Below are 20,190 nucleotides of genomic sequence, written 5' to 3'. Positions count from 1 at the left end.
TATTAATTATTCATTGTTCATTATCAATTATTAATTGTTAATTATTAATTATCTGTTGTATGCCGATTCACCATGTTCATAGATATCAAGTCCTTCTTCTTCCACGCGCTTGTCAACACGCAAGCCAACAGTCGCGTCAGCAATCTTGAACAGGATAAAAGTAACTACCGCACTATATACAATAGAAACTACCGTAGCCAGAATCTGTATCCACAACTGATGCCAGTCTCCATACAAAGCACCCTGCACGCCGTCCTCTCCGGAAATAAAACGCGTAGCAAACACACCTGTCAGGACAGAACCAATTATACCACCCACTCCATGCACTCCAAAAGCGTCGAGGGCATCATCGTATTTAAACTTAGGCTTTACAGCGGCAACCATGAAAAAGCATACCACGGAAGTAATGACGCCGATACACAATGCGCCAAGCAAATCAACCGTGCCGGCTGCGGGAGTGATAGCCACAAGTCCGGCCACAGCTCCTGTACACGAGCCGATAATGGTAGGTTTCTTATTGCAAAACCAATCTATCACCATCCATGTTATGGCAGCGGCGGCTGTGGCAATATGCGTCACCATAAAAGCGTTCGCCGCCAGTCCGTCGGCCGCCAGCCCACTTCCGGCATTGAATCCGAACCAGCCTAACCACAAGAAAGAAGTTCCCATAAAAACGAAAGTCACGTTGTGTGGCGTAATGGGGTGTCCTACCCTATAATCCATTCGCTTGCCAAGCATGATAGCCATAACCAATGCGGAAATTCCGGCGTTAATATGCACGACCGTACCTCCGGCAAAGTCGATAGCACCCATTTCCTGCAGGAATCCTCCACCCCACACCCAATGGGCCATAGGGAAATAAGCTACAATCACCCACAAAGTAATAAACAATACATATCCGGAAAACTTTATACGCTCGGCAAAAGCACCGAGTATCAATGCCGGCGTAATAATTGCGAACATGCATTGAAACATCGCAAAAAGCAGTTCGGGAATATCGCCTGCTGTAAGGGTGCCGATGCTGATGCCGTGAAGGAAAGCCTTGTCGAAGCCTCCTATTATACACGCCAGCGGATTGCCTGTTTCGGCAAAACTGGTATCGAACGCCCAACTATAGCCGAACGCCACCCACAAAATACTGACTACACCAACAATAAACAGCGTCTGCATGATGACACTCAACACATTTTTCCGTCGAACTAGACCGCCATAAAATAAAGCGATACCGGGAATACTCATAAACAACACCAATATTGAGGCAACCAACAGCCAAGCCGTATTGCCGGAATTCAAAACCGGCTCGGTTACAACAGTTTCTTCACTCGCACACACATCAGGCACCCAACAAAACATAATCAGAAGCATTACGGCATACCGCAACATACACATGCCGCCTTTTATATATTTGTCCATAATTTATCTCGTTTATTTAGTTATTTTATTATATATTAAGGAATGACGAACAAGGTTATTTCTCCTGTTCCGCATTATAGAGTGCGATGTCTCCACGTTCTCCGGTACGAATGCGGACAGCATCTTCCACCGGGATTACGAAAATACGCCCGTCGCCTATCTCGCCTGTATGCGCAGCCTTCATCACGGCTTCTACAGTTTTATCCACATTCTTGTTTCTCACAACAATAGATATCAGAATGCGCTCTATGGAACTGGTATCATATACCACTCCTCGGTATATGCGTCCCTCGCGTGTCTTCCCGACCCCTCTCACATCGTAATAAGAAAACCATTCTATATCGGCTTTCAGAAGAGCCTCCTTTACATCGTCGAACTTCGTCCGGCGAATAATAGCTTCAATCTTTTTCATAATCTCATTCGTTATTGTATTTGTATATTGTATGTATATTGTATTTGTATATGCTATACCCGGATATCAGAAACTTATTCCGGCTACGAAGTATGCGCCTTTTGTTGTAGGATTCCAGATAGCCTGTGCCCAAAGCGGAAGAGAAAAACTGTCTGTTATCTTTATCTCTTTTGATGCCTGAAGACTTATGGCAGAAACTTTAAAACCGTTGGAATAACCATTATAGAAATCATTAGCCCAAGGAGTGGCTCCAATCTCTGCTGTCCAATCAATGCCTCCCAATGAGAAAGGTGCCGAAACAGAAAAATATGAAGCATATGCATCTTTACCATCTTCGTTTACACCTACCGAACCAGCAAAATTAGTAAACCAATTGACCGCTACAGGTCCGAAATCGTAACCCAAGGCAACTTCAAATGTATGAGCATCCTTATAATCGGAATAACGTGCAGGCGAATCCGCACTTGTAAACCAATAGTCGGTCACTCCGACACTAAAACCACCATACTCATATCCCAGTGTCAAATCAAGTTCTTTAGTATCTGTGCCTTCAAAACCTACAGAACCCCAGGCCGACAAAGAGAAACCTTTGTAAGAAAGTCCTGCTCCCGGCTGAATGCTTACACCACCCAGATCCTGACCACGCCAGATGTAACCACTGACCAAGTCAGCTCCTACCGACGCTTCAACCTTGTCCTGCGCCTTAACACCCGATGCTGATGCCAATCCAATAATAGCAAAAAGCAACATCATTTTTCTACCTTTAATCATTTTCATATCTCTTTACCTTTTTAAAATGAACTTTTGTCTTATTTAAACCAATATCCATGGATTATTGCTATCTATTAGAAAGTATTAAAGTTATATTTATATCTTTATGTCTTTCTTTACTGCAAAAGTACAGCTTTTTGAAAGAAAAAATTCAATTTACCTATACTTTGTGTAAATCAAAATACATATATAACAATCCCAAAGAAAATAAGATATTTTTAATTACAGTTTTTAATTATTATCCACTTCATTTTTACTATTTAATACATCGCTAAAATGTAAGAGAAAAATATATACCGGATTTATGCCATACAACATATAAATAACTTCTTCTTTTGACAACATATAATACTAAAGTTTATAACTTTGCAATATAATGATTTTAAAAACATTTTTACTATGATTCACGAAATGCCAAAGCTTCCCTACGACATGGAAGCATTAGCTCCTAAAATGAGCAAAGAAACTTTTGATTACCACTATGGCAAGCATCTGCAAACCTATGTGAACAATTTGAACAAGTTTATAGCAGGTACAGAATTTGAGAACATGAACCTGGAAGACATCATCCGTAACGCCCAAGGACCAACATTCAACAATGCTGCACAGACATGGAACCATACATTTTTCTTTATGTCGCTCACTCCTGAACAAAAAGAAATACCATCAACATTATCCGACAAAATAAACTCCACATTTGGTTCCATAGAAAAATTCAAAGAAGAATTTACCAAATCAGCATTAGGTGTATTCGGCTCAGGATGGACTTGGCTAGTAAAAGATAATGAAAACAATCTGAAAATAATGAATACTGCCAATGCCGGCAACCCTATCACCGAAGGTTTTACACCACTTATGGTTATAGACGTTTGGGAACACGCCTATTACATTGACTATAGAAACAACCGTGCAGCTTTCATTCATGCTTTCTGGTCAATTGTCAACTGGAATAAAGTGGCAGAAAGATTATAAACTCCCAATACCCATAAAAAAACGCTTCGATGTTTTACAAAGCATTCTTATCTAAAACATCGAAGCGTTTTTATTTTTACTCTATCACAGTTTCAGCTATCTTCTTATTAAGGAACTGCATCTTTAAATTAGCCTCTTTCTGTTCCTTTCTTATTTTTTCCATCGAAGCCAATACCTGAGCCAGTTTGCTAACCTCTACTATTGCCTTGATGTCCGGCGAGTACATAACAGTTCTGTAAGTTCTATCACCAATAAATTCAAGCTTCAATGACTTGGCATCCTTATTCGCTATTATAAACCCAACGACACCACCGTCTGCACCAACCTTATAATCTGCCTTTTCAATCTTTCGTCCCAAGTCCGAAGTGACATACATATCTGGCGATTCAGGTGTTTGAGCAAAAGCATCAGCAGAACTAACCTTTACAGATGTATGATTTAAAGAACCGCCTGCACAATAAATGGAAGTAAGTGACATTTCTCCCTTTTCACTTACACAAGCCCTCAAAAATGTTCTTCCTATATTTTTTTCAACAACTTGCGACGGATAAAAGTAATTTCCTATTTCCTGATATGCCGTATCTTTTTCAAGTACAAATGCAACTTTCATGGAATCCAAAACAGCCTGCTTTACCGCCATCATACTGTCAAGATATTCTAGGGATGTTTTCTGTTCTTCCAATTCAACCTGCTGCATAAGTCTTACAGCTTTCTTGCGGACTTCAAACACTTTAGGATATAAATTCCTTATACTATCTATCTGAAGTTTAGCCTCACTATAATTAGCCGACTTAAAAGACTCCTCTGCTCTATTGAACAGCTCTGTGGCTTTTTTTTCTTCCTGCCCACATGAAGCAAGAAATAAAATCATAAATGGAACAAGAAATTTTCTGACTTTCATATATACATTATTATATTATAATAGTACGACAAAAATACATAATATTACATCAAACATATCTATGTTATACGAAAAAAAATAATTTTTGCTCCCGGTTATGTAGAGTTTATCACACAACCCATTTAATTTTATCATTTTTTTCATCCTGATTTACAGGACTTTTTAAAATTTCATTATAAAAAAATCATTCAAATATTTTGCAGTTTCAAAAATAAGTCATACCTTTGCACTCGCAATCGGGAAATAACGATAGCAAAACAGGATTGATTCGCTAGCTCAGCAGGTAGAGCACAACACTTTTAATGTTGGGGTCTTGGGTTCGAGCCCCAAGCGGATCACTCAAAAAGAATACCGCTGATAACTAATCGTTATCGGCGGTTTCTTTTTTATCAATACTGAAAATTGGAACAGAATACGGAGTTCGGATGAAACCGCCAAAATATTGTGCACACGTTCAACTTTAAACGTGCGCACATTCAATACAAAACGTGCGCACGTTTTAGATAAAATGTGCGCACGTTTTTTTCGGACTATTAGAAAGGTGGAAATTCATACAACAGCGGTCACACTGTCAATTCTATATATTTCCATTTGTTTACACCTCAAATATCTTACGATTCAGCCCAAGTAGTTCTTTTTTCCTTTTATTGTCATTTGTTTTGCAAGCCAGTTTGCAGGCATTCATAACCATATTCCAATATATTGATTGATACCATATTGCTGCCGTACCATTCTATCTGTCCTTAGCTTCTGTATAAGATGTGTTCGTTTTATAGATATACTTGTTCCTGTCAATAGAATCATTGTTTTTATGTAAACAACAAATCATAAACATTATAGCAGTAAAACGCATCAATATTTTTACCTACACCTTATTATTCAATAAGATACAGACTACTTTATACTATTCAAAAGCTTCAATTTACCTTCATCAACCATTTTTATTATAAGTTCTCCAAAAAGAGAATTTTGCCAAGCAAACCATGCTCTAGTGAAATTAGATGCATCGTCCTTATGAAAAGATTCATGAATGAAACCTGTTCCGGCGTCAGTATTCATAAGCATTTCTATACAATCTTTTATTTCATCATCATCTGTACTAGTAAAAGCTTTCATCATTATACTCATAGGCCATACCATGTCATAACCTATATGAGGACCTCCAATACCTTCTCCTGCCTTACCTTTAAAAAAGTACGGATTATCCTCACTCCAAACAAAACGGCGTGTATTCTGATAAATTGGATCATCAAGCTTTACATCTCCTAAATAAGGCATTGCCAAAAGACTTGGAACATTGGCATCATCCATAAGCATATGATTACCAAAGCCATCAACCTCAAAAGCATATATTTTACCATATTTAGGATGATTATAAATAGCGTATTTATTTAATGCTTCTTCTACCTCATTGGCCAAAACCTTACATTTTTTAGACAAAATCTTTTCATCGTTTACCTTATCCAGTATCTCTGCAGCCTTACGAAGTGATGAAACAGCAAAGAAATTTGAAGGTACAAGAAACTGGAAAGTAGTTGCATCGTCTGAAGGTCTAAATGATGACGCTATAAGGCCTATTGGCTTAACAGGATTACCAAGGCCATTATTTGTCATTGTATCCAATGCTCTTTCTGTTTTACGCTGAAATTTATATGAGCCTTTTCCATCTGTTCTTTGCTGATCTCTGAATGTCTCAATAATCTTCTCCACAGCGCTTAACCATTTATCACCAAATACACTCGTATCACCTGTGATTTTCCAATAATGATAGGCCAAACGAATTGGATAGCATAAAGAATCAATCTCCCATTTTCTTTCATGTACATCAGGACACATATCAGTATTGTCACTCATCCATTCCCCACCTGTAGGACCATCATTAAATGCATTGGCATAAGGGTCAATACATATACATTCCATCTGCCTGTTTATAACTCCGGCTATAAGCTCTTTCAGTTTTGGATCTTCATTTGCAAATTGGACATAAGGCCACACTTGTGCACCAGAATCCCTTAACCACATTGCATGTATGTCACCTGTATATACAAAGGTATCAGGTCTGCCATCATCAAAATATCTAAAATGAACTGTTGTATCTAGAGTATTTGGAAAACAATTAGTAAACATCCAAGCAAGTTTGGTATTTGCCAAAAGTTTCTGCATTTGCTTTATCTTATTCTCTATAACCTGCGACGTAAAAAGTCTTTGACCGACTTCGGGACGGTTATCCTTATATATAGCATCATTTAAACATACATATCCTGATGATACAGTTTCAAAAGCAGATGTATCAGCAATAGCATAACCTCCTAAACTTAACAAAAATGAAGTTATAAATACTTTGTGTTTCATGATCTTATTTTTACTTCTAAATTACATTATATCTTACAAATATACAATAAAGAATAAACATCTTTATTAAAATCTTATTTTTCTAAACTCTTAGAGAAAGAATATGGGGCGTCTTCTATATCTATACCTCTAAGTTTATTAGGAGTTTCACTCATTTTAAATTCAAGCATAGCACCTTCTTGCAGTTGCTCATGAGTAACGTAATTATGATTATATTCATTTCCATCAATATATAACTTCTGTACATATTTTGAGGAATGAGTATTTTCTGGAGCAGATATCGTTACAGTTTTACCATTCTCCAAATGTAATTTTATTGAACGGAATAGTGGAGAACCTAAAACATATTGGTTTGAACCAGGACAAACCGGATAGAAGCCCATTGCAGAGAATACATACCAAGCAGAAGTCTGACCATTATCTTCGTCTCCACAATATCCATCTGGATTTGCATTATACATTCTATCCATAACCTCACGTACCCAATATTGAGATTTCCATGGCTGCGCTGAATAATTATAAAGATATATCATGTGTTGTATAGGCTGATTACCATGTGCATAATTTCCCATATTCATTATCTGCATTTCACGTATTTCATGAATAACGCTACCATAATAGCTATCATCAAAGACAGGAGGTAAAATAAATACGGAATCCAGCATTTCATTGAATGCATCTTTTCCTCCCATAAGATCAATCAAGCCTTGAGGGTCATGGAAAACAGACCAGGTATAATGCCAACTGTTTCCTTCGGTAAACGCATCTCCCCATTTCAAAGGATTAAAAGGAGTTTGAAACTTACCATCCTCATTTTTTCCACGCATAAGTTTATGTTCTTTATCAAACAAATTTCTATAATTCAATGCTCTTTTTGCAAATGGTTCCAATTCTTTCTTTGATTTTCCTAAAGACAACCCTAACTGATAAATACACCAATCATCATAAGAATACTCTAATGTGCGGGCTGCATTTTCATTAATCCCGACATTATAAGGGACATATCCTAATTTATTATAGTATTCATATCCCAAACGTCCTGTAGAAGGAACATCCGGATGAACATTTACAGCACCATGCTTAACGGCTTCCCACAAAGTTTCTATATCATATCCACGTAGGCCTTTTATCCATGCATCAGAAACTACAGAAGCTGAATTATTTCCTACCATGCAGCCACGATGTCCTGGACTTGCCCACTCAGGCAAGAAACCACTCTCTTTATATGCATTAACAAGACCTTCCTGAATTTTTAAATTCATCGAAGGATACATAAGGTTAAGAAAAGGGAACAAACAACGGAAAGTATCCCAAAAGCCAGTATCAGTAAACATATAGCCTGGTAGCACCTTACCATTGTAAGGACTATAATGCACTATGTCACCTTTTGAATCAATCTCATAGAAACTTCTTGGGAACAATACCGAACGATAAAGACATGAATAGAAAGTACGTAGTTTGTCTATATTATTATCTTTCACCTCAATACGACCCAATACTTTATTCCATTCTTCCTTGGCATCTTGAGAAACCTGTTCCAAGGTACGGTTTCCAATCTCTCTCAGGTTCAACTCAGCCTGTTCAAAACTGATAAACGATGATGCCACTTTTACATTAACATGCTCTCCGCGGACAGTTTCAAATCCAATAATTCCACCTGCATGATTGGTTGTCTGCTCTGTATTCTGGGTATCAATCACTCCATCCTTAACCGTAGCAACATAGCTGAAAGGCTTGTCAAACTTTAAAACAAAATAGTTTTTAAAATTCTCTGGCACCCCTCCACTATTTTTAGTAGTATAGCCTATAATCTTATTTTCGGATGGAATTACCTTGATATACGAACCATTATCAAAAGCATCTATAACTACATAAGAATCTTTTGATTCAGGAAACGTGAAACGAAATATTGCAGCACGTTCCGTAGGAGAAAACTCCGCCGTTACATCATGATCAGCCAAATATACTTTATAATAATATGGAGTAGCAATTTCTGCTTTATGAGAAAACCAACTTGCACGTTCATCCTGATTAAAGACAACAGCACCGGTAACCGGCATAATTGAAAATTGTCCATAATCATTAATCCACGGACTAGGCTGATGAGTCTGTTTGAATCCCCTTATTTTATCTGAATCATAAGTATAAGCCCAGCCATCGCCCATTACACCTGTCTGTGGCGACCAGAAGTTCATTCCCCAAGGTAATGCAACCGCCGGATAAGTATTACCCGTAGAAAGTGAATGCTTAGACTTTGTTCCAACAAGAGTATTTACATAATCAACAGGAGTAAGACTCTCCCCCAACACAATCAAACTATTTAACGCAAGAACAGTCGTAAAAAATATTTGTTTAATTCCCATGATAATATTAAATGTTAAAAATATTAGAAATAAAAAGCATTCTTCCTGTCCATATAACTTCTGAACAGGAAGAACTGCTTATATTTTACTCAAATCAGTTGTTATCTTTCGTTTTGCCAAGCAGTCTGTTCTCAAGCATTCTCATATAGTATCCACCTACCACTGAACGAGCTTTAAAACCTCTATAATTTGGTTTATCAGTAAATACCCAGTCAGACATAGGAACTCTGTCTATGGTTTCGTTCATAAACTTATACATAGGTGTTATGAACTTGCGGAAGGTGGACTGATCATTAGATAAAGCTGCTGTCCACATAACCCAGTCTGTCTTGGTATAAGTTTCACGACTGTCAAGTGGCAAGCCATACACATTCATTTTATTCAGATAATAAGCGACTTCTGTTTCGGCTATTTGAGGATTGAAGATTCCAAGCTTCAATATTTTATCCCATACCAGATTGTACTTCTGGCTCCACGTTCCAGATTTGTCAAAAGTAAGCTTATAATGGTCACCATCATTAGCCATTTTTTCCCACTCGCCAGCCATCTCGCGTGCTTTTGCCATATAATGTTTTGCAATATCATTTTTACCAAGCATTTCAGCCAAACGTCCATAAGAAGCAATACCCAAAATAGCCTTAATAGACAGATTTGCATTATGAGCAAAGTGTCCGGCAAAATCATCAGTACAAAGTTGATTCTCAGGGTCCAGACCTTTTTCTACCAAATAATCAGTCCAAGTAGTCAATACATCCCAGTGTTTAGCTGCATAATCAGCATTTCCTTCTACAGCAGCTATTGCTGCAGCTACAATAAGCATATTTCCGCTCTCTTCTACAGGCATGTCACCGCCATATACCTGACCGTTGGCCAAAGGATAAGTTCCCAAATCATGAGCCGCAAAAGGTTTTTGATGTTTTCCGCTTTCACTATAATAAAAAATGCCATTCATCATACCCTTCATCAAGTCCGGATTATAAATAAGGAATAATGGTGCAGACGGATAAGTCAAGTCAACAGTATTTATACATCCGTTACTGTTATTTTCTTTTGAAAGCCACAACAAATCACCATTCGGTGCTTCAACAAGTTTATGAGCAGCAATTGACTGACGGTAAGCTAATGCACAAAGTTCAGCATACTCTTTTCCTCCTACATTTGCTGCTTCTTCAATCAACTCTTTATCAAAAGCGTAACAACGTGAAATCAGTTTATCATAATCTCTGAAAGCGGCCAGGAACTCAGATTCAATTTTTTTATCACCTTTTTTATTCCAATAAGGGCGAAGATTGGTATTAAAATACTGTATAGAGTAAATATCATCATATCCAATCATAATCTTGTCTGCCACTTCCTTTACCTTTCCATAATCACGTACCAAAGCCATATTAGCCATATTGCCTTCACCTGAAGCACTAGTCTGAGCAAAAGTACCGTCTGCAAAACTCTGTCGTAAAGCGTCTGTATTTCCAATATTATATATTGTATTTTTCTTGTCACCAACAAGATAGAAATAGCCCCAATCTATACGCAAGTCATCACCGGATTTTGCAAGAATATTTTGCTCCTTACTGCCACTCTTAATAAAAATCAGTCCGTCCTGTTCATATACGTTGCTTACAGAAGGTTGGTGAGGCTGGTCCAAAGCCCAACGAGGCGATGCCTCAAAATATATATCTATATCATGTTCTTTTCCATCTAAAGATGTAACATTATATGTAATATAATTTACAGGACGGCTCACTAATGATAAATCTTCCAAAAACAATGGTGCTGCAAATGATAGCTTTAAGTCAACATTGCCACAATTAAAAGAATAATGAGTCTGAGTAGCTTGCACATCAACAGAAGTCTGAACAGCAGTCTGAGCAAACGAAGTTTTAAGATCTTTAGGAATAAGTAATCCGAAATCCAACAATCCATTACCAACCGGATTTACACATTCTGCAGCAATAATATTTAATCCAGGTTTCAACGCCGATTTTGCTTCTTCCGACAATTTTATCTGTTTATTCTTATAACATGTAGAACCTGTACTATGAACTTTTACTCCATTTATATAGAAAACAGCATCATCATCATTCGAAAATTCCAAATATACAGGATAGTCATCAAGGTCACGTTCTATATTTACAGAACGACGTACCCAAATATTTTTTGTTCCCCATTGTGTCTTGGCTGTAGGTTCATACTCCATAGTACCGAATGCACCTTTATCAACTTTCCAGCTAGAATCATTGAAGTTCTCTGAAGTCCAATCCCCTTTTGGTCTTTCAGTGGTATAACGACCACTCCAATCTCCCTGCAAGGAAGTTGGTACAACAGGTATCATCTCTTTATCTTCTGTTCCCATAAATCTATATGATACACCATCTACCTTGATTACTCCGACAAAAGGAAAACTTTTGCCTGTCCAGTGACATACAGGGCTATCATATAAATTATCGCTCATTGACCATGCACTGGTATAAGGATCTATTGTTACCAACGGATAGGCAGGAGCACGTAAATCATTTTTTACAATCTCATAATTAGCTTTTTCAATGCTGCACGAAATGAAAAATGGAGCAAGCAAAGCTGACAATAAAATTTTTTTCATAAATATTTTTATAAAGCAAAGAATTAAATATTAAAAATCACCATTCAAATGTCACATTGACTCCGTCAGGATTATTCTCGAACGCAATCAAATAAGTACTGCTTTGCTTGTCCCAATTTCGCAAATCGATTTTTTCCTTACCATCAATCTTTACACTTTTTGGACATGCAGGCAGCAGGACACGAGATATATTCGATGTTTCGGAAGGAGATTTTGCTACGTACGAATAATATCTTTTACCACGCTCTTCATTTTCCTCACGACTTGCAGATGCCAATACTTGAGGTAACTTTTTATTAGCTATTCGATTTACATCGAGCAAAAAAGCTTGTTCTCCAGTATTTACCTTCTTATTGGTTATAACCGGTAAACTAGGATCAAAAAGATCTATCAAACAACCTTTTACAACATAAGAATCACTACTTACGCTTTCATCAAGAACAGCTACCAAATCGTATGCCCCACGTTCCAGATAAAAATTATTCTTAAACTCAAGTTCTCCAGCCTTAGCATTCTGTCGGTACATACGTGAAAGCAATTTCAGGAATTCCTTATCGCCGTTTTTGTTTAATATATAATCTTTAGGATCTGTACGTAAAACACATACCGTACCTTTTCCACAACGATACTCACCCTGGGCAGAATCCGGAATATCTAGTAACTCAAATAAATGAGCTGACGGAGTTGCATATTTCTTTTCACCTGTATTCCACCATTCTCTAACGCTTTGGAAAGGATCCTTATCTGTTCCACTATATATCAAAATGCCACCATCTTTTACCCATTGAGCCAAATATCTGTGCGCTTCCGGTTCCAATGGTTTCATATTCGAATAAGTCATCAATAATATCTTAGTATCAGCCAAAGTTTCTTTATACCCCAAATTCTCAATATGAGCTGTTTTTACAGGAACTCCACGTTTCAGTAAAGGCAATGCCAGGCCATAAAAATTAGCCAACTGAGGATCTTCATATCCATCATGCGTAGGGAAACGCTGGAACATGAGAGAATTTGACATCAATACACTGATTCCGTGGCTGCCATTCAATTTATTCTCAGACAAAGGCATTTTATTCAGAGTATTTATCATGACCTGCATTTGAGTAGAATAAAACCGGGGAATACGTTCTTTTTTGTCACTGTTCGCACTAGTGCGATAAAGTCCTTCATAGATTCGTTCCGGCCAAGGCATTACTTCAAAATCAGCGATATTAGGATATAACAGCTGAGCTGTAAAAGTAGCCTGATAATTCTTCTTATAATCAGCCCAGTCACGAGGCCAATCCTCAATAGGGTCAGTCAAAAAAAACATTTTACGCCCCGTAGGTGCTGTCATCGACTCCATAGAGCCATATTCCAGATAAGCGTTTTCAAAAACACGTTCACGCTTAATACCATCAAAATAATTTGGTTCACGTGATGTTCCAGTCCATACCTGAGCTATGTAGCCATCCACACATGGCAATGAAGCCAAACTAGCCTCAGGACTTACAATCTGCCATTGCGAATAATTAACCAAAGAATGGGTAGGTACATAACATTTTACATCCATTCCCTTGCTTTTACCATATTCCTTAGCATAAGTAAAGACTTCATTAAGAGCTCTGTAGTACAAATGGTATTTCAGTTTATTTGCTAGATAAGTATTCTCTGGAGATTCATGTTGAGGTCTCCAGTCGAACCCATAATACTCTTTCCATTCTTTCTTGAAAGCATCACTATATCCAGCTCTTGCCCAAAATTCAGGTTCTTCCATAAAAATAGCATCAATTCCGGCATCAATAACTCTTTTCACATGTTTTTCCTTCATGTACTTCAGAAAGTTATTTGATGGAACTATATATGGAACCAAATGTCCATGCCAAATTGTATCCCCCGCCATTGTAACCTGACCTTCGTCAAGATGAGATTTTCCATCCCATGCTCCAGTAAAATAGTCTTGATATTCCCCCCAGGCAATACCTGTCATAAAATGTACGGTATAACCTTTTTCTCTCCATGACCGTACTCTGTCTTCAAATGAAAGTTTTTTAGAATTATCAGATGGATTACCGCCTACCCCATATACCATAACAGCGTCAGCGCGATTGTCTATTGTTGACTTCCATTCTCTTGAAGTTTGAAAAGTTGTTTTAACATTCTTGTTTGTCTGAGCCATAACTGGAATACTCATGGCAAGAATGCTTATTAGAAAATAATTGCGTTTCATAATTAAAAATTATTTTTCAGGTATTAAATCCAATAAATTTATCGGCAAGAAGATATATTATAAGACTATATTTTCTTGCCGACAAAAAATTATGGTATAAGAACCTCTACAGGTTCACTATAATTCCAACGACGAGTTCCACTACCAACAGGAGTGTCATAATTTATACGAGCTGCAGCACGAATAAATACTTTTCTTCCTGAAGGGATATTACCAATTGAACTTATTTGAACAGGTTGACCTAAAAGTTCATTAAATTCATCCCCAGAATACTCTATCTTATTCGACCAGCGATCATCACGGGCACGATATCCAACCGTACTTGAATAACTTACAAACAGTTGTATATCTGTAACATTTAAATATTCATCTTTCCAATTACCCATTGGCTCAATTTTTTCACGAAATATTTCATTCGTAACTCCTCGTGTAACCTTAACCTTTGCACTTATTACACCATTACTAACTTGCGGATCGCCCACAAACTCTACATTAAGAAAAGGCTGTACCTCAAATTTCACTTTAGTAGTACCACTTATCCTTGTATTTTGAGAACCATCGAATAATAATGTGCCATCAGTATTTTCACGCACTAACGGAATAAAAGGACCATCGATACGAATATTATAATCACCTTCAAAAATTTTTGTATTGCGGAAAGTACCGTCAAGCATACAATAGAAATCAGGGTTATGCTGAACATTTTCTCCCCAACTTAACTCAGTAAGGCGTACTCTTATTCCTTCACTTCCTTGATCTGTAAGAACTCTTTTACCTGTTGCCTCATCAACGACCTCTCCCCAAATTGTTTCACTTGGTTCATCATAATTATCCATCTCAAACATTTGGCACGATGTCATAAGAAATACTGCACAAAGCAAGCTGTAAAATTTTATTTTTTTCATATCGTTTACTTTTTTATGATTTTATTTTTTATCTATTAGGTTGCTGATCTATTACAAGACTCTTAGAAACCTCACCACTAGGTATTTCAAAATAATAATCCAAAGGAGTATATCCAAATGTTTTTTCACTTACATATTGGAAACGAACATCAAAGAACCATTTTTTATCCTTAGTTGAATAAAACGGATAAATACCACGGAAACGATAGTTAACGTTATTACTGAAAAGGTTCTTATCACGCTTAATACCCCAAAAACCATCTCTACCTTCATCATGATTAACACGCCAACGACGCAAATCCCATTTGGTCTTATTTTCAAACGCCAATTCTTTTCTACGCTCTTTACGAACGATATCACGGCTCTCATTTGATGCAGTTAAATTTCCATTAAGAGGTTCCGCACCGGCACGTTCACGAATATCCTTTATAGCTTGAGTAGCAACAGCCAACATATCTGTACCGTCAGGTGATGGAACACCAGCCAAAGATAGTTCTACAGCTGCTTCTGCCGCATTAAGCAGAACTTCGGCATATCTCATCAAGACAAATGGCTGCGCACTATTACCTTCACGAGGTTCAAATGACGGATCAGGATTAAGCCATTTACGCAATAATAAACCTGTTAGAGCAGAACCACCTTCATCATAAAATGGACCATTAAATCCAGAAGCAGTCATTGTTGTTCCGTCCTCCAGTTGTACTATTTCCTGGCTACCTTCAGGCTTTGGACTTAACCAAAGTGTCTTTGGAGTATCCTTATAAGCTGACAAATGTTGATATTTTGTTGTTCCTGTTGCATAAGAATAGTCATCGAAAAGAGGTTTAATTGGAGTATTACCTGTATAAACTCCTGCATAAATTTCTATAGTCTGACCTTTAAAAACATCACCAGGGAAAATAACATAAGCACGTAAACGTGGTTCGGCATTCTTAAAATAATCCATTGGCTTATCATACATAATATAATTGCCATCTGCATTAGAATTACCATCAGTAACCTTCAGTGTACCGTCAGCATAATGTTCAAAGCCATCAAACAACTCTACAAAATCTGCAGTCGGACAAGTTCCACAGTTTAATGGAGCCTTAAATGTACGTGGCAAATTATATGAGTCAAAAGCGTGTGTACTAGTTGGATATGAATATTCTTTCACATAGATATTTTCCGGATTATCAAGATCTGAGAACATATCAACCATATTCTGATATTGTGCTTCAGGATCATTTGCAAGCCATTTCTTCTTATATAGTTCATATCCACCGTCTTTTATAACTTCTGAAGCGGCTTTGTAAGCTTCTGTAAAATATTTCTTCGACGCTTCTTGCCAACGGTCCTCAGCAAAACCAATAACACGTACACCAGTCTTCGCACCCAGACCAGTAAGTCTACCACTTACAGTTTCATTATACTTAGCAACGCAACCTGCATACAACATTGCTTCTGACTTAAATGCCAATGCAACATACCTGTTACTGTATCCGCTTTTAGGACTTGTAGGCATCATTAGTTCTATTGCTGTATCATAATCAGACAATATCTGGTCCCACGTTTCTTCTTCGCTAGCTCTAGGAACTTCGAGATTATCATTTCCAGGATACTGCAATACTTTTGTAACCAATGGTACTCCACCAAACCTACGAGCCATTGCATAAAAAACAGTAGCTCGTACATAATAAGCTTCTCCCAGATAATGATTGTAAGTAACACTAGCGAAAGAATCTTTGTACTTAGGAAGATTCTCAATCAAATAATTTGCATCGCGTATCAATTCAAATGCCTTTCCCCAATATGGATTATCTTCACCTGTAAAGGATTTACAAATACCATCTCGGTTCAAAGCTTCACCGGTACCATCAATACCTACCGCATTTAACCATCCATTAAAATTTATACCCCATTGACCTAAATACTTGAAATCCTCCCATGGCATATTACTATACATACGAGCCATGTATATATCCATACCGGACTCATTGGATATCAAAGATTCAGAAGTAATAATATTTTTAGGATCAATATCTAAATCCAAGCACGAAGTAGCAAGTGTCAAACACAATGCTGCGGATATCAATTTATGTTTCATATCAATCGTTTTTATTTTTACACTACTTATTAAAATGAAAGTGACAGACCAACTGTGTATGTCTTATTCAAAGGATACATACGTCCAAGTTCATCATCAGGATGTTCAGGATCTACAAATTTTACTCCTGTAAATGTTAACAGATTATATGCATTTGCATAAACTCTTAAGCTTGCATTAGGTATTTGTTTTAACTTAGGGAATGTATAACCTAATTCAATACTCTTAAGGCGAAGATATGCAGTACTTACACGATTAAAAGAAGAATTATTCTTAGTCCATCGTCCTGTATATGCATAATATCCAGAAACCCACTCAGCAGAAGGATCATATGGATCTATTTTTGGATCAACTGGATGCCAACGATCGAGGAACTGCTCTAGGGCACCTCCACCATTCTTACCCCATATTTCATGTAATGGTTCCTTATATTCCATTGATCCAAGTGCAGAACCCTGGAACAACATACTGAAATCAATGTTCTTCCACTGTATTCCTGCATTCAAACTGAACTGAACCCATGGTGTTTGGTCAAAAGCATATGGATGTTCATCCTGACTGTTTATCTCACCGTCACCATTCCAGTCTTCATATTTGTAATCACCTGGCAAGATGTCTCTTTCCTTAAAGATCTGATAACTCCAAATATCTTCCCAACCTGTATATCGTCCTGCAGATGTATAACCGAACTGCACACCTTGATAGCGGTTTGTCAGGTTATCATTTCTCCAACGGTCATAAGAATTAGCCCATGGTCCTTTTTCTGATGCTGTAAGATATTTCCTACGTGTTATTGTTGCAATACCTTTTAAGTTATAGGCTACATCACCAATTCTATTGCGATGAGAAAGTTCCAACTCCATACCAAACTGTCGGTCACTATCCAGATTTTCACGTGGAGCAGTAGCACCAACTACAGTAGGTAAAGCTCCTGTACGACGAGCGAACAAACCTGAACGACGTCTATCAAAATAATCGAATGAAGCTCCAAGTTTACCGTCCCATGCTTCAAAATCAAAACCTATATCAAAAGTCTTAGATTTAAACCAAGTAATACTTTCGTTTGGCAAAGCCATTGGAGTTGCTGCTGATATAAATTTACCTCCAAATATATATCCTGGAGAATACTGATTATAGTCTCCATTTGCCATATTACCACTAGTAGCCGGATAAGTATATCCCATAGCCCAATCATAGTTCAAATCTCCGTCATCTCCTAATACTCCATAACTTGCACGAAGTTTTAACATATTTACAAACTTCAGCCAATCAGTGTTCTTAAAGAAAGGTTCTTCAGACATTCTCCATCCGGCTGAAACAGAAGGGAAGAATCCCCATTGATGACCTTTAGCGAACTTACTTGAACCATCATATCTGAATTGTGCTTCAAACAGATAACGATCAGCATAAGAGTAGTTTACACGTCCGATCAAAGCCTCGCTAGCTTGTTCATAAAGATCATTACTTCCTGTATTCATACCACCAATCTGACCTTCATCTACTCCTGCCAATAGATATGGTATTGAAAATGCCAAATCCCTATAAGCATAGAAATTGTCACCGTTGCGTTTTTGCAACTCCCATCCTATCATGGCACCAACATTATGTACCTCTTTAAATGTACGATTATAATTTAATACAAATTGACCCAATGCTTGTGATTTGTCATAAAATTCACGACGCATACTACTTGGAGAGCTTTCGCTATATATTACCTGACTGTACGAGTCTGTTGTCTTATCATAAGCATACAAAGAATATTCTTTACGAAAAGCTTCATTATTGTCTGAACGATAATCATAGCTGAACATAGCCTTAGCAGTCAATCCCTCCAAAACGGATGTATATTTACCAAAATCTACAGATAAAGTTGCTGATGACTGGAAATATTTCTGTTTGTATTTCTTATAACCAGAAATATCAGATGTCATCATTGCAACAGTATTTCTTTGCATATCAAGACCCTCATAGTTCAACATTGTATTTTCCGGATCAGCATATGCAGGGAAAAGTACACCTTGACTCCAATAGTTCTTAATAATTTCTTGCGAGTTTGTATAAGGAGTATTTCTCTCATCAGAAACACCGCTGAGATTAAGTTCAAATTTAACACCCTTTGCTACTTCAGTTGAAATATTTGAACGTACATTGAATTTATTATAGTTCAAATCTCCAGATTTAAAAATACCTTCTTGATAAAAATAACCCATACTGATATAGTATTTGGTTTTATCATTTCCTCCAGAGATGCTAATATCATGCTGTGTCTGTGGAGCAGTTTTAGCAATAATCAAATCATTCCAATCTGTTGTCCTACGTGAGCCATTGCGGAAAGCCTCAAAATCATCCTCATTATAGACCCAATTACCACCATTGATATTATTCATGGCCATTTCGTTATAGAGAGTCATTGTTTCATAAGGATCTGCAAGCTTTGGCATACGAGATGGCTGCTGCACTGTATAAGAGCCATTATAAGTAACCTCAGTTTTTCCAGAGTTTCCTTTTTTAGTTGTTACCAGAACAACACCATTAGCAGCACGTACACCATATATTGCAGCCGAAGCATCCTTCAATACGGAAATATCTTCGATATCTGTTGCATTCAAACGTTGAAACTCTTCAACACTACGTGGAATACCATCGATAACAACCAAAGGACTACCCATACCACGAACATCAAAGCTATTGCTATATGTACCTGGCTCTGAACTTTTTTGCCATACACGCAATCCTGGGATACGTCCGGTAAGCATGTTTTGAGGGTTCTCACTCTTTGTCTTAATTAAATCCTGTCCTTTAACTCCTGATACAGCACCAGTCAATGACCCTCTACGTTGTGTACCATATCCAACAACAACGACTTCATCAATCATCTTTGCATCAGTCATCATGGTAACATTCACAGTGGTACGTCCATTGACTTTTTCTTCTACACTTTTAAGACCTACATAGCTAAAACAAAGTATAGCATCATCAGCTGCATTGATTATATAACGTCCATCAATGTCTGTTATAACTCCAGTGTCCGTGTTTTTAACTTGTACGGCTGCACCGATAATCGGATCATTATTTTCATCAATGACTACTCCCGATACTGAAATTGTTTTCTGAGCAAACATATCAACAGGAATCAGCACTAACAGAAATGCTAAAGCCAAATAAGATAAGTTGCATTGTAATTTACCTAAATTCTTCATAGTTCAT

Annotated in this window: 12 protein-coding genes and 1 tRNA gene; 2 read left to right on the top strand and 11 right to left on the bottom strand. The window is 37.4% G+C overall.

The features are described 5' to 3' along the window. Positions 1–48: 48 nt before the first annotated feature. The 3 genes from H6A61_RS02045 to H6A61_RS02035 form a co-directional block, all read right to left on the bottom strand. On the bottom strand, positions 49–1,353 hold the full coding sequence (locus H6A61_RS02045; protein ID WP_239469063.1) for an ammonium transporter: 1,305 nt from the start codon (positions 1,351–1,353) through the stop codon (positions 49–51). A 115-nt stretch (positions 1,354–1,468) separates the two neighbouring features. After that, the gene (locus H6A61_RS02040; RefSeq protein ID WP_204390573.1) at positions 1,469–1,825 is read right to left on the bottom strand and encodes a P-II family nitrogen regulator; all 357 of its coding nucleotides are present in this window, start codon (positions 1,823–1,825) and stop codon (positions 1,469–1,471) included. Between the two features lie 66 nt (positions 1,826–1,891). After that, on the bottom strand, positions 1,892–2,596 hold the full coding sequence (locus H6A61_RS02035; RefSeq protein WP_375338106.1) for a hypothetical protein: 705 nt from the start codon (positions 2,594–2,596) through the stop codon (positions 1,892–1,894). 399 nt (positions 2,597–2,995) lie between these two features. Here H6A61_RS02035 and H6A61_RS02030 point away from each other — a divergent pair, with 399 nt between their 5' ends. After that, positions 2,996–3,568, top strand: coding sequence for a superoxide dismutase (locus tag H6A61_RS02030; RefSeq protein ID WP_204390572.1), 573 nt, complete (start codon positions 2,996–2,998; stop codon positions 3,566–3,568). A 76-nt stretch (positions 3,569–3,644) separates the two neighbouring features. Here H6A61_RS02030 and H6A61_RS02025 read toward each other — a convergent pair whose 3' ends face one another. Next, a complete protein-coding gene (locus tag H6A61_RS02025; RefSeq protein ID WP_204390571.1) occupies positions 3,645–4,469 on the bottom strand; it encodes a hypothetical protein in 825 nt (274 codons plus the stop codon). 265 nt (positions 4,470–4,734) lie between these two features. Here H6A61_RS02025 and H6A61_RS02020 point away from each other — a divergent pair. Next, positions 4,735–4,807, top strand: a tRNA-Lys gene (locus H6A61_RS02020). A 556-nt stretch (positions 4,808–5,363) separates the two neighbouring features. Here H6A61_RS02020 and H6A61_RS02015 read toward each other — a convergent pair. From H6A61_RS02015 to H6A61_RS01985, 7 genes are all read right to left on the bottom strand, one after another. Continuing rightward, the gene (locus H6A61_RS02015) at positions 5,364–6,821 is read right to left on the bottom strand and encodes a glycoside hydrolase family 125 protein (protein ID WP_204390570.1); all 1,458 of its coding nucleotides are present in this window, start codon (positions 6,819–6,821) and stop codon (positions 5,364–5,366) included. A gap of 74 nt (positions 6,822–6,895) precedes the next feature. Continuing rightward, complete coding sequence (locus H6A61_RS02010; RefSeq protein ID WP_204390569.1) at positions 6,896–9,184, bottom strand: GH92 family glycosyl hydrolase; 2,289 nt, start codon at positions 9,182–9,184, stop codon at positions 6,896–6,898. Positions 9,185–9,278: 94 nt separating this feature from the next. After that, positions 9,279–11,783, bottom strand: coding sequence for a glutaminase domain-containing protein (locus H6A61_RS02005; RefSeq protein ID WP_204390568.1), 2,505 nt, complete (start codon positions 11,781–11,783; stop codon positions 9,279–9,281). Between the two features lie 37 nt (positions 11,784–11,820). Next, on the bottom strand, positions 11,821–13,992 hold the full coding sequence (locus H6A61_RS02000; protein WP_204390567.1) for a hypothetical protein: 2,172 nt from the start codon (positions 13,990–13,992) through the stop codon (positions 11,821–11,823). A gap of 89 nt (positions 13,993–14,081) precedes the next feature. Then, the gene (locus H6A61_RS01995; RefSeq protein ID WP_204390566.1) at positions 14,082–14,897 is read right to left on the bottom strand and encodes a DUF3823 domain-containing protein; all 816 of its coding nucleotides are present in this window, start codon (positions 14,895–14,897) and stop codon (positions 14,082–14,084) included. A gap of 28 nt (positions 14,898–14,925) precedes the next feature. Next, positions 14,926–16,983 (bottom strand): RagB/SusD family nutrient uptake outer membrane protein, encoded by a 2,058-nt coding sequence (locus tag H6A61_RS01990; RefSeq protein ID WP_204390565.1) that lies wholly within the window; start codon positions 16,981–16,983, stop codon positions 14,926–14,928. Between the two features lie 29 nt (positions 16,984–17,012). After that, complete coding sequence (locus H6A61_RS01985) at positions 17,013–20,183, bottom strand: SusC/RagA family TonB-linked outer membrane protein (protein WP_204390564.1); 3,171 nt, start codon at positions 20,181–20,183, stop codon at positions 17,013–17,015. Between the last annotated feature and the right edge of the window lie 7 nt (positions 20,184–20,190).

It is taken from the genome of Bacteroides caecigallinarum (genome assembly GCF_016901995.1).
GTDB classification, from domain to species: Bacteria; Bacteroidota; Bacteroidia; order Bacteroidales; family Bacteroidaceae; genus Phocaeicola; species Phocaeicola cellulolyticus.
Note: the sequence above shows the minus strand (reverse complement) of the source record. Positions and strands in the feature narration are given on the sequence as shown.